This is a genomic window from Bradyrhizobium betae (assembly GCF_004123905.1).
Classification (GTDB): domain Bacteria; phylum Pseudomonadota; class Alphaproteobacteria; order Rhizobiales; family Xanthobacteraceae; genus Bradyrhizobium; species Bradyrhizobium betae_A.
Genome location: NZ_MZXW01000055.1, coordinates 144,164 through 156,986, shown reverse-complemented (window position 1 = coordinate 156,986; position 12,823 = coordinate 144,164). Strand labels below are relative to the sequence as shown.

Sequence of the window (12,823 nt, the reverse complement as noted above, 5' to 3'; positions counted from 1 at the left end):
CCGCGCTTTGAGACGATGGCACCCAACAAGCAGCTCGTTAAGGGCACAATGCCGGGGAAACGCCATGCCCATCGTCAAGGCCGACCGCCTCACGCGCATCAGCGCCGCGCTGCTCCGCGCCGCCGGAGCTTCCGAGGAAGAGGCAGATGCCGTCGCAATCGGCTGCGTCAACGCCAATCTCGCCGGCCACGACTCTCACGGCGTAATCGCGGTTCCCACCTATATCGACCGCATCAAGGCCGGACACATAGTCCCCGGCGCGACATGGTCCATCGTCCAGGAATCGCCGACCACGACCGTGATCGACGGCCATTGGGGTTTTGGTTTCCACGTCAACGCCAAGGCGATGGCGCTGACGATCGAGAAGGCGAGGACGGCCAATGTCGCCGCCTGCACCGTGTTCCGGCAGAGCCATGTCGGCCGCCTCGCCGCCTATCCGCTGATGGCGATGCGCGAAGGCATGATCGGGATCGCCACGGCGGATTCCGGCCGCTCGCCGAAGCACGTGGCGCCGTTCGGGGGCAAGGAGCCGCGGCTCGGTACCAACCCGATCTCGATCGCGGTGCCGTCCGATCTCGAGGCGCCGTTCTATCTGGACATGGCGACCTCGGCGGTTGCGGCCGGAAAAATCCAGCTCGCGGTCGCCCGCGGCGAGGAGATCCCGACGGGGTGGATCATCGATGCCGAGGGACGGCACACCACCGATCCCACGCAATACCGCAAGGGCGGCGCGCTGCTGCCGCTCGGCGGCACCGAGGGCTACAAGGGCAGCGGCCTCGCCGCGATGGTCGAGGTGTTATGCGGCCTGCTCACCGGCTTGGGATTCGGCGTCGAGCCGACCGGGCGGCATAATGACGGTTGCTTCATGGCGGTGTTCAACGTCGCCGCCTTCCGCCCGCTGCAAGAGTTCAAGCGCGAGGTCGCGGAATTCGCGCAGTACCTGAAATCGACGCCGCCCTCCGAGGGCAGCAAGGGCGTCTATTATCCCGGCGAGATCGAGGGTTTCCGCGAGCAGCAGCGCCTGCGCGACGGCATCGAGATCGAGGATGCGACCTGGGAGAAGCTACGCACCCTGGCGCGGGACTACAGGCTCGACACCGTCCTCGATCTGGCCTGACGGCATCAGGAGAACAGCATGACACGGCAGATGGTACTGGTCGGCTTCCTTCAGGCGCAGAACTGCACGAACTTACCGAGCTCCTGGCGGCATCCCGACTCGCGCGACGATTCGATGTCGGCGGATTACTATCAGGAGATCGCCAGGATTCTCGAAGCCGGCAAATTCCACATGGCGTTCTTCGACGATCGCCTGGCGATGCCGGATCGCTACGGCAACGACCACGCCCACACCGTCGAATACGGCATCCGCTGCGTGAAGATGGACCCGCTGATCGTGCTGACCACGATGGGCCTGGTCACCGACAAACTCGGCCTTGGCTCGACCTGCTCGACGACGTACTACGAGCCCTTCGATCTCGCGCGCCGCTTCGCGACACTCGATTTGATGTCGGGCGGGCGCGCGGGGTGGAACGTCGTCACCTCGCTCAATGACGGCGAAGCCCTCAACATGGGGCGCGACTCCCATCCAGAACACGATTCCCGCTACGACAAGGCCGACGAATTCATGGAGGTCGTGCTCGGCCATTGGGACACCTGGGAAGACGGCGCCCTGATCATTGACAAGACAAGCGGCCGCTTTGCCGATCCAAGCAAGGTGAAGCGGCTCGATCACAAGGGAGCGGCCTTCAAGTCCCGCGGCCCGTTCACCGTGCCGCGCTCACAACAGGGCCATCCCGTGATCATCCAGGCCGGCGCATCCGGCCGCGGCCAGCGCTTTGCCGGCCGATGGGGCGAGGTAATCTTCACCGCTGCGCGCAACCTCGCTGCCGCCAAGGAGGGTTATGCTTCCGTGCGCAACGAAGCGGCCAAGGCAGGCCGCGATCCCGACCAGATGTTCCTCTGCAATCTGACGACGCCGGTTTGCGCCGCCACGAAAGCCGAGGCCGAGGACAAGATGGCGCTGATCAACAAGCTGCCGCTCGAGATCGACGCACTGTCGCTGCTTGCGGAAGCGCTCAATTACGATTTCGCCGCCAAGGATCTCGACGCGCCGCTGACCACGGATGAACTGAAGAGCATGCAGGGCATCTTGGGCATCCGCGACGGCGTGCTGAAGAACTCGGGCAAGAGCAATCCGAGCGCGCGCGACTTCGTCACCTTCTCCGGCCGCGGCCAGGTGCATGACGCCATGGTCGGGGGCCCCAAGGAGATCGCGGACAAGTTAGAGGAGATGTTCGTCGCGCGCGGCTGCGACGGCTTTGTCATCGCCGCGACTTATGTGCCCGGTTCCTACGCCGATTTCGTGCAGCATATCGTGCCGGAGTTGCAGCGCCGCGGCTTGTTCCAGAAAGAATACCGCGGCAAGACATTGCGGGAAAATCTCGGGCTCAAACGGCCCGCGGCCGGCGCCTGGAAGGTGCAGCCGCGCGACGCCGCAGAATAACAACGAGGACACACCATGCGCTGGCTGAAATTTACCGCCTCGGACAAGACGTCCTGGGGGATTGTCGGAGGCGACCAGGTGATCGCGGTCGACGGCGATCCCTTTGGCGAATGGCAGCGCACCTCGCGCACGCATCCCCTGGCCCAGGTCAAGATCGAGCTGCCGCTGATCCCGCGCACCTTCTACTGCGTCGGCCTGAACTATCTAAAACACCTGAAGGAAGCCGCCGACAAGCGCGGCGAAGTACCGGCTGTGCCTGACCGGCCCGAGATCGGCTATCGCGCGCAGAACGCGCTGATCGCGCACGAAGAGGAGGTCGTGATCCCCTCATTCGCGACGGACAAGATCCACTATGAGGGCGAGCTCGTCGTCGTCATCGGCAAGAAGGTGAAGCATCTCACCAAACAGAACGCAATGGAGTGCGTGTTCGGCTACACCATCGGCAACGACGTCAGCGAGCGCAGCTGGCAGAAGGCCGATCGCAGCCTGTGGCGCTCGAAGAACGCCGACACATTCAAGCCGATGGGTCCGTGGATCGAGACCGAGGCCGATCTTGCCAAGATGCAGACCATCGTCCGCGTCAACGGCAAGGAAACCAACCGCTTCGCGACCGCCGACATGATCTTTGGCGTGGTGCCGTTCCTGGTGGAGCTGACGAAGTATTTTACGCTATGGCCCGGCGATGTGATCTGGATGGGTACGGATGGCGCCTCGCCGGATATCAAGCACGGCGATGTCGTGGAGATCGACATCAGCGGTGTCGGGACACTGCGAAATCGCTTCGTACGGGAGCAGCGGCAGGACATCAACTTGCGGCGCGGCCCTTCACATGGTCGATAAAGGCCCGCAGCTTCGGCATGATTTGCCGGTGGCCGGGATAGTACAGGAACACACCCGGCGTCATCGGTGCGAATGGCTCCAGTACGTGGACAAGCTTTCCGGCCGCCATGGCGCCGGTGGCCAGCGGCGCGGGTACTTGCGCGAGGCCCACACCTTCGACCGCGGCGCCCAGCATGGTGGGAAAGTCGTAGGCAATGAAAGGTCCTGAAACGGCAATCTCGATCGAACGGCCGTTGTCGTTGAGCGACCATGACGCGAGCGCACCGCTCGATCGTCGCAATCGCAAGCACGCGTGCTCTCGCAGATCGTCCGGACGCTCGGGCCGGCCGCGGCGGGCGAGGTAGGCCGGGCTGCCGACGATGATAAGAGGCAGGGGCTTCGTCAGCCGCACGGCAACCATGTCGGGGGTGATGAACTGGCCCATCCTGATGCCGGCGTCAAAACCTCCGGCTGCGAGATCGACCATCTCTTCGCTTGCGGCAAGCTCCACCTCGATCTCGGGAAACGCCTGGCAGAACGAGGCGACCAACGGCTCCAACAGGATCGGCACGACCGAGCGCGGTACGGTGAGACGCAGGAGCCCAGCCGGCCGCTGTCCGAGCTCACGCGCCGCCCCGCTTGCCGCGACGAGTTCTTCGAAGGCTGGTCTTGCGCGCGCAAGGAATCTTTCGCCGGCTTCAGTCAGACCGACGCTGCGGGTCGTGCGGATAAAGAGCGCGGCACCGACGCGCGCCTCGAGCGCTCGTATCGCCTGACTGATGGCCGACGGCGTTACCCCGAGCTGCGATGCGGCACGGCGGAAACTGCGGTGCTGCGCGACACTCAGAAACGCCTCCACGCCGTCGAGCGCACCGTGCCGGACTGTGAAGTTCTGCTTCATAGCCCATCAACATTATCGCGAATAGTCGCTCGCGGAAAGCGGCCTTACATCCGAATTGCAAATGAGCCGCACCGGAGAAACAAAACCGATGAAGGCAATCCGCAACGTCATCCTGGCCCTCACCCTCACACTGACAGGTATTACCTCCATGACCGATCCTTCTCTTGCCCAAGCACAAGTGCCGTCACCCACGACCACAGGGGTGATGGTCATCCTGACCGTCAAGGCGGGCGTCACACGCGAACAAGTCATGGCCGTCATGCCCGATGAAATCAGGCAGACCGTACAGCTCTATCTCAGCGGCAAAGTTCGCGAATGGTATTCACGGTCCGATGGGCGCGGAGCCGTGTTCCTGCTGGATGCCAAGGATGTCGCCGAAGGGCACGCGATCATGGACGGCCTGCCGCTCGCCAGGCAGGACCTCATCGATCACGAATACATCGCGGTCGGTCCGCTCATGCCGCTCCGCCTGCTCATGGCGAAACCCTGAGCGCGCGTCGACGTCGAGCCGAATAGACCGGCCTCGATCTCATCCGATGGACGGACCATCACGAGGACATCCGAACGTGCCACCGAGCTTCAATCTACCATTCGTCCTCAGCGTCGCCGGCGCCTTCCTGACTAGCTCGGTGGTGGCCTACATCTACGTTTGGCCGGCGATCCGCGCGATGGCGCGCCATGACGCCCTGAGACTTCTCGCAGCTTTCCATGCGTTCAGGTTCTTAGGCATGAACTTCATGGTCGCCGGATTCGTGTCTTCGGAGTTGAGCGCGGATTTCGCCAACCAGGTCGGATGGGGCGATCTCATCGCTGCCGGTCTCGCACTCGTGTCAATGGCCGCGCTCTCCTGGCGTTGGTCGATCGCTATTCCCTTGGTCTGGATCTTCAACATCTGGGGCACGTTGGATCTCCTGAATGCCTACTACATGGGGATCACGAAAATCCAGAATCCGGGCCTGTTCGGCGCCGGCATCTATATTCCAGCGCTTTACGTGCCATTGCTGCTCGTCACCCACGTCCTCGTCTTCATGATCTTGTCGGGAGCCGACTCAGCCGAGGAACGCCGATGAATCCCAATGCTGTTTCCGCTGCCGTGATTGTTCCGCATCCTGTCCGGCTCAGCCTGATGTGGGCCGTTCTATTCACAGCGCTGTGGACCTGGTTGATCTACGCGCTACCTGCACTTCCGGAGAGCGGCTTTCCGGCCCTAGCCGTTCGGCTGATGGCCCATGGGTTCATCGCGCTGGGCTTGTGGCTCGGCCTCGAAAGCAGCGCGTTGGCACCAAGACAACGCCAAGCGACCTGGCTGGCTGTCATGGTCCCTTTCACGCTGTGGGCCGCCGTCGCCTGGACGGCAGCCATTAACGGCACGTTCCGCACCGGCGCCTCCCCCTTGCCGCTGCTTCCGGCGGCGATGCTGCTGCCGGTGATCGTGGGTGCTCCGGTGCTGCTATTGTCGAAGCGGGTGGGACTGTTGCTCGATGCAATGCCGCCGACGTGGCTCATCGCTCTTCAACTTTACCGCATCTTTGGTAGCCAGTGGCTCGCCTACTGGCTGCGAGGAGCGCTGCCGGGCCTATGGGCGCTGCCGGCAGGTACAGGCGATGTGCTGACCGGCCTGTTCGCTGTGCCAGCGGCGATTGCCCTCGCATCCGGAACGGCCGAGGGGCGGAAAGGAGCGATCCTCTGGAACATCTGCGGCCTCGCGGATTTCGCCATCGCGATCGCCTTGGGGATGATCATGTCGCCCGGCGCGTTCCAACTGATCGTTCCGAGCGGCCCGAGCATGGGCGTTGACACCTTTCCAAATGTGCTGACCCCTGCCTTCGTCGTGCCAAGCTCGATCCTGTTGCACGCGCTGTCACTGCGCCAACTGTTCCGGCGCAGGCGGGCGGAGACGGTATGAACCATCGCTGCGTCTGGCGGCGCGCGCAGAATCCTGGATTGCTTCGTCGTTAGCCCTCGCGCACCAACGAGCGCGAATGTGCATCCTCAAAACGGCAGTGCCACGCCCGCCTTGATCTCCTTCAGCACCACATTGCTGCGGACATAGCGGATGCCGGGAATGCGGAACATGAACTCGTCGAGAAACCTGTTGTAGGCCGCCATGTCCTGCACGACCACGCGCAAATGATAGTCGGCGTCGCCCGTGGTCGCAAAACACTCCAGCACTTCGCGGCGTGTGGTGACCCGGGACACGAATTCGTCGACGAATTTTGCGTCGTGCCGCTCCAGCGAGACGTGGAGGATAGCCGACATCGTAAAACCCGCCTGCTCACGCGCGACCAGCGCCGCATAGCCCTGGATGACGCCGGTCTCCTCCAGCGCACGCACCCGGCGCCAGCAGGCCGAGGTCGACATGCCGACCTCGTCGGCCAGCTGCTGGTTGGTGGCGCGGCCGTCCTTCTGGAGATGGAGGAGAATCCGCCTGTCCTGCTCTTCGATCATGAATGCCTCTCAACTCGATTAAATCTACCGGATTTATGGAAACTTTGCAAAAATCTACCATAATGACAGTAAATTCAGGAAAGATGGGTAAGACCTACCAGCCTCGCAGGCATACCCTTCCATCCTTCGGCAGGGACGCCGCGCGAGGTCCGCCATGGACGCCATTTCGTCACTCGATGCTTACGAGCTCTCCGACCGCTACGATCGCGAGGAGGGCCGTGTCTTTCTCACGGGCACGCAGGCCATCGTTCGCATCGCGCTCGACCAGATCCGGCGCGACCGTGCGCGCGGCCTCAATACCGCCGGCTTCATCTCCGGCTATCGCGGCTCGCCGCTCGGCGGCATCGACCTCGAGCTGTGGCGCATCCAGAAGCGGCTCAAGCAAGACCGCATCGAATTCCTCCCCGCAGTGAACGAGGACCTTGCGGCAACAGCGGTGCTCGGCTCGCAACAGGTCGAGACGCAAGCCGATCGCGACGTCGATGGCGTGTTCGGCCTCTGGTACGGCAAAGGGCCCGGCGTCGATCGCTCCGGCGATGCGCTCAAGCACGGCAACGCCTACGGCTCCTCGCCGCATGGCGGCGTGCTGGTGGTCGCCGGCGACGACCATGGCTGTGTCTCGTCCTCGATGCCGCACCAGTCCGACGTGGCCTTCATGAGCTGGTTCATGCCGACGTTGCATCCGGCAAGCGTCAGCGAATATCTGGAGTTCGGCGAATATGGCTACGCGCTGAGCCGCTTTACCGGCATGTGGGTCGGCTTCAAGGCGATCTCGGAGATCGTGGAATCGGGCGCCTCCGTCGCGCTGCGCCCGTCGCGTACGTTCCGCACGCCCGACTTCACGCCGCCACCTGATGGACTGCACTATCGCTGGCCGGATCTGCCGGGCCCGCAGATCGAGGAACGGCTGGAGGCAAAGAAGCATGCGGTCTACGCCTTCGCAAAAGCCAATCCGATCGATCGCCACATCTACGACATCGCCAATGCCACCTACGGCATCGTCACCACGGGCAAGGCGCATCTCGACCTGATGGAAGCGCTGCGTCTGATGGGCCTCGATGAAGCCGCCTGCCGCAGCATCGGCATCGACGTCTACAAGGTCGGCATGGTCTGGCCGCTGGCGCTGCACGACGCCATGGATTTCGTGAAGGGCAAGCGCGAGATCCTGGTCGTCGAGGAGAAGCGCGGCATCATCGAAAGCCAGTTCAAGGAATATTTTTATGACTATCCCGGCAGCAAGCCCGAGCGCATGGTCGGCAAGCACGACGAGCGAGGGGCGCGGCTGATCTCCTGGATCGGCGAATTGTCGCCGCGCGCGCTCGCTGGCGTGCTGGCGCGACGTCTCGATCCGATGTTTCCGGGACTTGATCTCACCGCACGCGCAGCCGCCCTGATGCCGGAGGCTGAGCGCACCATCAACGTCTCAGGTGCGACACGAACGCCCTATTTCTGCTCGGGATGCCCGCACAACACATCGACGAAAGTGCCGGAGGGATCGAAGGCGCTGGCCGGCATCGGCTGCCATTTCATGGCGAGTTGGATGGACCGCGAGACCTCCTCGCTGATTCAGATGGGCGGCGAGGGCGTGAACTGGGCGGCATCGTCGCGATTCACCGGCAACAAGCACATCTTCCAGAACCTCGGCGAGGGTACCTATTATCACTCGGGCTCGATGGCGATCCGGCAGGCCATCGCCGCCAAGGCCAACATCACCTACAAGATCCTGTTCAACGATGCGGTGGCGATGACCGGTGGCCAGCCGGTTGACGGCCCCATCAGCGTGCACGCGATCGCGCACAGCGTCCGCGCCGAGGGTGTAACGCGCATCGCGCTGGTATCGGACGATCCCGCACAGTTCCTGCCGGCAGACCTGCCTGATGGCGTGAGCATCCATCCGCGCGAGGAGATGGACGCCGTGCAGCGCGAGTTGCGCGATGTCCCCGGCGTCTCGGTCCTGATCTATCAGCAGACCTGCGCCACCGAGAAGCGGCGCCGGCGCAAGCGCGGCCAGATGGCCGATCCCAAACGCTTTGCCTATATCAACGATCTCGTCTGCGAGGGCTGCGGCGACTGCTCGGTCGAATCCAACTGCCTCAGTGTCGAGCCCAAGGAAACGCCATTCGGCCGCAAGCGCCAGATCAATTTGTCGTCCTGCAACAAGGATTTTTCCTGCCTCAACGGCTTTTGCCCGAGCTTTGTCACGGTCGAAGGCGCCACGCGCCGGAAGAAGGCCGCAAGCCAGATCGACGCAATCGGCCATGCCGCAACACTTCCCCTCCCCGCACCCCCAACGCTCGATCGTCCCTACGACCTGCTCGTAACAGGCGTCGGCGGCACCGGCGTGATCACGGTCGGCGCGCTGATCGGCATGGCCGCGCATCTCGAACGCCGTGGCGTCTCGGTGCTAGATTTCACCGGCTTTGCACAGAAGTTCGGCCCTGTGCTGAGTTTCATCCGACTAGCTGCGTCCCCTGAAGCGCTGCATCAGGTCCGTATCGACCAGGGCGCGGCCGATGCGCTGATCGGCTGCGATCTCGTCGTCAGCTCCTCGCCAAAGGCGTCCGGCACCTATCGCCGCGGCACGCGCGCCGCCGTCAACACCGCGGAGATGCCGACCGGCGACGTCGTCCGCTTCCGCGACGCCGATCTCGCTTCCCCTGCCCGCCTGCGTGCGATCGGCCGCGTCATCGGCAACGACAATCTCGACACGATCAACGCCAACGCCATGGCCGAACGGCTGCTCGGCGACGCCGTCTATGCCAACATCATCATGCTGGGTTTTTCCTGGCAGCGCGGACTGGTGCCGGTCTCGCTGCAATCGCTGCTGCGCGCGATCGAGCTGAACGGTGTCGCCGTCGATCGCAACAAACAGGCCTTTGCCTGGGGCCGGATTGCCGCTGCCGATCCGGACTTTCTGCCGAAGGCGGATGATGCGCCGAAGACCGAAACGCTCGACCAGCTCATTACCCGCCGCGCCGAATTTCTCACGGCCTATCAGGACCACGCCTATGCGGCGCGCTATCGGTCGATGATCGAGAAAGTTCGCCGCGCCGAAGCCCAAGTGAGCAGCGAGGCCCTGACCGAAGCGGTCGCGCGCTCCCTGTTCAAGCTGATGGCCTACAAGGACGAGTACGAGGTGGCGCGCCTGCACATGCAGAGCGGTTTCCTCGACGAGCTGAAGCGCGAATTCGAGGACGGCTTCAGCATCGAGTACCATCTTGCCCCGCCCTTCCTGCCCTCCGAACACGACGCCCGCGGCCGGCCGCGCAAGCGCACTTTCGGTCAATGGATCCAGATGCCGCTTGCCATGTTGGCGCGGCTGAAAGGATTGCGCGGGACGCCGTTCGATCCGTTCGGCTACACCGCCGAACGGCGCGCCGAGCGGGAGCTGATCACCTGGTACGAAGGCGTGATCGAACGCATGCTCGGCCAGCTCGACGCAGCGCGGATGCCCGACCTCGTTGCCATCGCAAAGGCGCCGATGGAGATCCGTGGCTACGGCCCGGTGAAGGACACCGCAATCGCCAAGGTGAAGCCCGAGGTCGAGCGGTCGTTTGTGAATTTGACGACATCGGTAACGCAAAAGATGCACGCCCACCGTTGACGCGGCGCCAGTGAGGCCTCAGCCTCCTGGCTTTGAGGGGCATTCTGTTGCTGCCTCCGCAATCAGGTGACGCATCATGGATTTCGACCAGTTGACCCTGACCCAGGCCGTAGCCGACCTCGGCGCCGGCAAGGTGACGAGCACCGCGCTCACGACAGAAGCGATTGCCCGCGCCAAAGCCAATGCCGACCTCAACGCCTTCGTCACCCTGGATGAAGCCGGCGCCCTCAAGGCCGCCGCCGCATTCGACGGGACGGGCGACAAGGCAAAGCCGCTCGGCGGCGTGCCCATCGTGATCAAGGACAACATCGAAGTCGCGGGGCTACCTTGCAGCGCCGGAACGCCTGCGCTGAAGGACTATGTCCCAAAGTCCGACGCGCCGGTTGCCGCAAAGCTGCGGGCCGCCGGCGCCGTGATCATCGGCAAGACCAGCATGCATGAGCTCGCCTTCGGCATCTCCGGCTACAACACTGCGTTCAAGACCGGCGCGGAGTTCGGCGTGCGCAACGCCTATGATCGCGCCCTGATCGCCGGCGGTTCTTCATCCGGAACGGGCGCCGCAATCGGCGCGCGGATCGTCGCGGGCGGGCTCGGCACGGACACGGGCGGATCGGTGCGGGTGCCCGCTGCGCTGAACGGATGCGCCTCGCTGCGCCCGACTATCGGCCGCTATCCGCAAGACGGCATCGCGCCGATCTCGCACACCCGCGACACTGCGGGACCGATGGCGGCGACCATGGCGGATGTCGCGCTGCTCGACCGAATCATCGCGGGCGGCGAGGCCATTGCGCCGGCCGATCTGAAGCAGGTGCGCATCGGCATTGTGAAGATGATGCTGACCAATCTCGATGCGGATACCGAAGCTGCTTTCCACGCAGCCGTCGCGCAAATGAAAGCGCAAGGCATCACGGTGGTCGAGATCGAGATGGCCGAGCTGCCTGAGATCAACGGCCAGGTCGGATTCCCCGTCGCGCTTTACGAAGCCTATGACGACATGGTCGCGTATCTCGCGCATACCGGCACCGGCCTCAACATCGACGCGCTGGCGAAGGAGATCGCCAGTCCCGACGTCAAGGGCATCTTTGATGGCCTGGTGATCCCGCGAAAGCTGCCCGGTCCCGATAACTCGGTGCTCGATGCCGCGCCGATCTACGATGCCGCGATCAAGACCGCGCGTCCCGCGTTGCAGGCGCTCTACAGCAACACCTTTGCCGGCAACAAGCTCGACGCCATCGCCTTTCCGACCACGCCGCGCGTGGCAATTCCTTCCAATCCCGATTCCAGCAGCCTCGAGAATTTCGGCCTGTTCATCCAGAACACCGACCCCGGCAGCAATGCCGGCATTCCCGGAATTCAGATTCCGATCGCGCTCGGTGCAGCGAGCAGATTACCGATCGGGGTTGAACTGGATGGCCCCGCAGGAAGTGATCGTCGTCTGCTTGCGATCGGCATGGCGCTCGATGCCGTGTTCGGGCGACTGCCGCCGCCGCGTTGACGCGGAGGGATTCTGGATTGCTTCGCTACGCTCGCAATGACGGCGAGAGATGGTGGGCACGGCGCTAACGCGCCTTTGCCCACCCTACGGCCCTGCCGATGCCGCTCACGCATACGGATTGATCAGCTTCTGCTGCTCGGCGCTGTGCTGCACGAGCATGTCGATGAAGGTTCTCACCTTCGCCGACAGATGATGCCGGTGCGGATAGACTGCGTTCATCGACATTTCGACCGGCCGATACTCCGGTAACAGGCGCACCAGCCGGCCGGCGTCGAGATCGTCGCCGACCAGAAAACCAGCGGCGAGGCTGATGCCTGCGCCCTGGAGCGCGGCCTCGCGGAGGGCCTCGCCGCTGTTGGTGATCAGATTGCCGGAGACGCGCACCGAGGCCGGCGTCCCCTTGCGATCGAAGAAGCGCCACTCGTCGAACGGATAGTTCACGTGGCGCACGCAATTGTGCGCGGTGAGCTCTTCGAGCCTCTCGACGCGCCCATGCGCCTCGATATAGGCGTGCGAGCAGCACAGCACGTGCCGCCAGGTCGCAAGGCTCCGCACGATCAGGCTCGAGTCCGGCGGCGCGATCATGCGCAGCGCGAGATCAAAACCCTCCTCGATCAGGTCGACATTGGTCTCGCCCATGCGCAGATCGACCTTCACCTCCGGATAGGTCGCGAGGAACTCGGCCATCACTGGGGCCACGAACGGCACCATGTGGGTGGCGGTGTGGATGCGCAGGGTACCGCGCGGCGTCGATTGCAGTGCGCCGGCGATGTCGTCGGCCTGCTCGATATCGGCGAGGATCTGGACGCAACGGTCGTAATACGCCTTGCCGATCTCGGTGAGGTTGACCTTGCGCGTGGTGCGCTGAAGCAGCCTCACCCCGAGCCGGTCTTCCAGCGCCTGAACGTGATTGCTCACCATGGTGGTCGACATATTGAGCTTGCGGGCTGCGGCGGAGAAGCCGCCGGTCTCGACCACCCGGCTGAACACTTCGAGGCTGGTCAATCGGTCCATACCGCCTGATTATCCGCTTTCGATCGATAATCGCAAGGA

The 12,823-nt window shown here is 63.7% G+C and carries 11 protein-coding genes; 8 read left to right on the top strand and 3 right to left on the bottom strand.

Features of this window, described 5'->3' with window-relative positions:
* Positions 1 to 64: 64 nt before the first annotated feature.
* The 3 genes from B5V03_RS40000 to B5V03_RS39990 are packed head-to-tail and all read left to right on the top strand — an operon-like array spanning position 65 to position 3,343.
* Positions 65 to 1,117: an Ldh family oxidoreductase gene (locus B5V03_RS40000; protein WP_129275906.1), complete on the top strand. Its 1,053-nt coding sequence runs from the start codon at positions 65 to 67 to the stop codon at positions 1,115 to 1,117.
* 18 nt (positions 1,118 to 1,135) lie between these two features.
* Complete coding sequence (locus B5V03_RS39995) at positions 1,136 to 2,503, top strand: LLM class flavin-dependent oxidoreductase (protein ID WP_129275905.1); 1,368 nt, start codon at positions 1,136 to 1,138, stop codon at positions 2,501 to 2,503.
* Between the two features lie 15 nt (positions 2,504 to 2,518).
* Positions 2,519 to 3,343, top strand: a complete 825-nt coding sequence (locus B5V03_RS39990; RefSeq protein WP_129275904.1) for a fumarylacetoacetate hydrolase family protein — start codon at positions 2,519 to 2,521, stop codon at positions 3,341 to 3,343.
* On the opposite strand, the gene B5V03_RS39985 is transcribed toward B5V03_RS39990, so the two are convergent.
* Entirely contained in the window at positions 3,309 to 4,223 is a 915-nt protein-coding gene (locus B5V03_RS39985) for a LysR family transcriptional regulator (protein ID WP_129275903.1), read from the bottom strand. The genes B5V03_RS39990 and B5V03_RS39985 overlap by 35 nt on opposite strands.
* A 61-nt stretch (positions 4,224 to 4,284) precedes the next feature.
* Between B5V03_RS39985 and B5V03_RS39980 the strand changes: the two genes are divergently transcribed.
* The 3 genes from B5V03_RS39980 to B5V03_RS39970 all read left to right on the top strand — a co-directional run bounded on the left by B5V03_RS39980 (position 4,285) and on the right by B5V03_RS39970 (position 6,129).
* Positions 4,285 to 4,713, top strand: coding sequence for a hypothetical protein (locus tag B5V03_RS39980; protein WP_129275902.1), 429 nt, complete (start codon positions 4,285 to 4,287; stop codon positions 4,711 to 4,713).
* A 76-nt stretch (positions 4,714 to 4,789) separates the two neighbouring features.
* On the top strand, positions 4,790 to 5,293 hold the full coding sequence (locus B5V03_RS39975; RefSeq protein ID WP_129275901.1) for a hypothetical protein: 504 nt from the start codon (positions 4,790 to 4,792) through the stop codon (positions 5,291 to 5,293).
* The gene (locus tag B5V03_RS39970) at positions 5,290 to 6,129 is read left to right on the top strand and encodes an MFS transporter (RefSeq protein ID WP_129275900.1); all 840 of its coding nucleotides are present in this window, start codon (positions 5,290 to 5,292) and stop codon (positions 6,127 to 6,129) included. The genes B5V03_RS39975 and B5V03_RS39970 overlap by 4 nt, the downstream gene beginning before the upstream one ends.
* Positions 6,130 to 6,215: 86 nt before the next feature.
* Here the strand turns inward: B5V03_RS39970 and B5V03_RS39965 are convergent, their stop codons facing one another.
* The gene (locus B5V03_RS39965) at positions 6,216 to 6,671 is read right to left on the bottom strand and encodes an Lrp/AsnC family transcriptional regulator (RefSeq protein WP_129275899.1); all 456 of its coding nucleotides are present in this window, start codon (positions 6,669 to 6,671) and stop codon (positions 6,216 to 6,218) included.
* Between the two features lie 154 nt (positions 6,672 to 6,825).
* Between B5V03_RS39965 and B5V03_RS39960 the strand changes: the two genes are divergently transcribed.
* Positions 6,826 to 10,275 (top strand): indolepyruvate ferredoxin oxidoreductase family protein, encoded by a 3,450-nt coding sequence (locus B5V03_RS39960; RefSeq protein WP_129275898.1) that lies wholly within the window; start codon positions 6,826 to 6,828, stop codon positions 10,273 to 10,275.
* A 76-nt stretch (positions 10,276 to 10,351) separates the two neighbouring features.
* Positions 10,352 to 11,770 carry an indoleacetamide hydrolase gene (gene iaaH, locus B5V03_RS39955; RefSeq protein ID WP_129275897.1) on the top strand — a complete coding sequence of 473 codons (1,419 nt, stop codon included), beginning with the start codon at positions 10,352 to 10,354 and terminating at the stop codon, positions 11,768 to 11,770.
* Between the two features lie 105 nt (positions 11,771 to 11,875).
* Here iaaH and B5V03_RS39950 read toward each other — a convergent pair whose 3' ends face one another.
* A complete protein-coding gene (locus B5V03_RS39950) occupies positions 11,876 to 12,784 on the bottom strand; it encodes a LysR family transcriptional regulator (protein ID WP_129275896.1) in 909 nt (302 codons plus the stop codon).
* Positions 12,785 to 12,823 lie beyond the last annotated feature (39 nt).

Excerpts from the sequence above, each read along its gene's own strand:
- iaaH (WP_129275897.1), top strand. The coding sequence starts at position 10,352 with ATGGATTTCGACCAGTTGACCCTGACCCAGGCCGTAGCCGACCTCGGC.
- B5V03_RS39995 (WP_129275905.1), top strand. The coding sequence starts at position 1,136 with ATGACACGGCAGATGGTACTGGTCGGCTTCCTTCAGGCGCAGAACTGC.
- B5V03_RS39985 (WP_129275903.1), bottom strand. The coding sequence starts at position 4,223 with ATGAAGCAGAACTTCACAGTCCGGCACGGTGCGCTCGACGGCGTGGAG.
- B5V03_RS39965 (WP_129275899.1), bottom strand. The coding sequence starts at position 6,671 with ATGATCGAAGAGCAGGACAGGCGGATTCTCCTCCATCTCCAGAAGGAC.
- B5V03_RS39980 (WP_129275902.1), top strand. The coding sequence starts at position 4,285 with ATGAGCCGCACCGGAGAAACAAAACCGATGAAGGCAATCCGCAACGTC.
- B5V03_RS40000 (WP_129275906.1), top strand. The coding sequence starts at position 65 with ATGCCCATCGTCAAGGCCGACCGCCTCACGCGCATCAGCGCCGCGCTG.
- B5V03_RS39950 (WP_129275896.1), bottom strand. The coding sequence starts at position 12,784 with ATGGACCGATTGACCAGCCTCGAAGTGTTCAGCCGGGTGGTCGAGACC.
- B5V03_RS39990 (WP_129275904.1), top strand. The coding sequence starts at position 2,519 with ATGCGCTGGCTGAAATTTACCGCCTCGGACAAGACGTCCTGGGGGATT.
- B5V03_RS39970 (WP_129275900.1), top strand. The coding sequence starts at position 5,290 with ATGAATCCCAATGCTGTTTCCGCTGCCGTGATTGTTCCGCATCCTGTC.
- B5V03_RS39960 (WP_129275898.1), top strand. The coding sequence starts at position 6,826 with ATGGACGCCATTTCGTCACTCGATGCTTACGAGCTCTCCGACCGCTAC.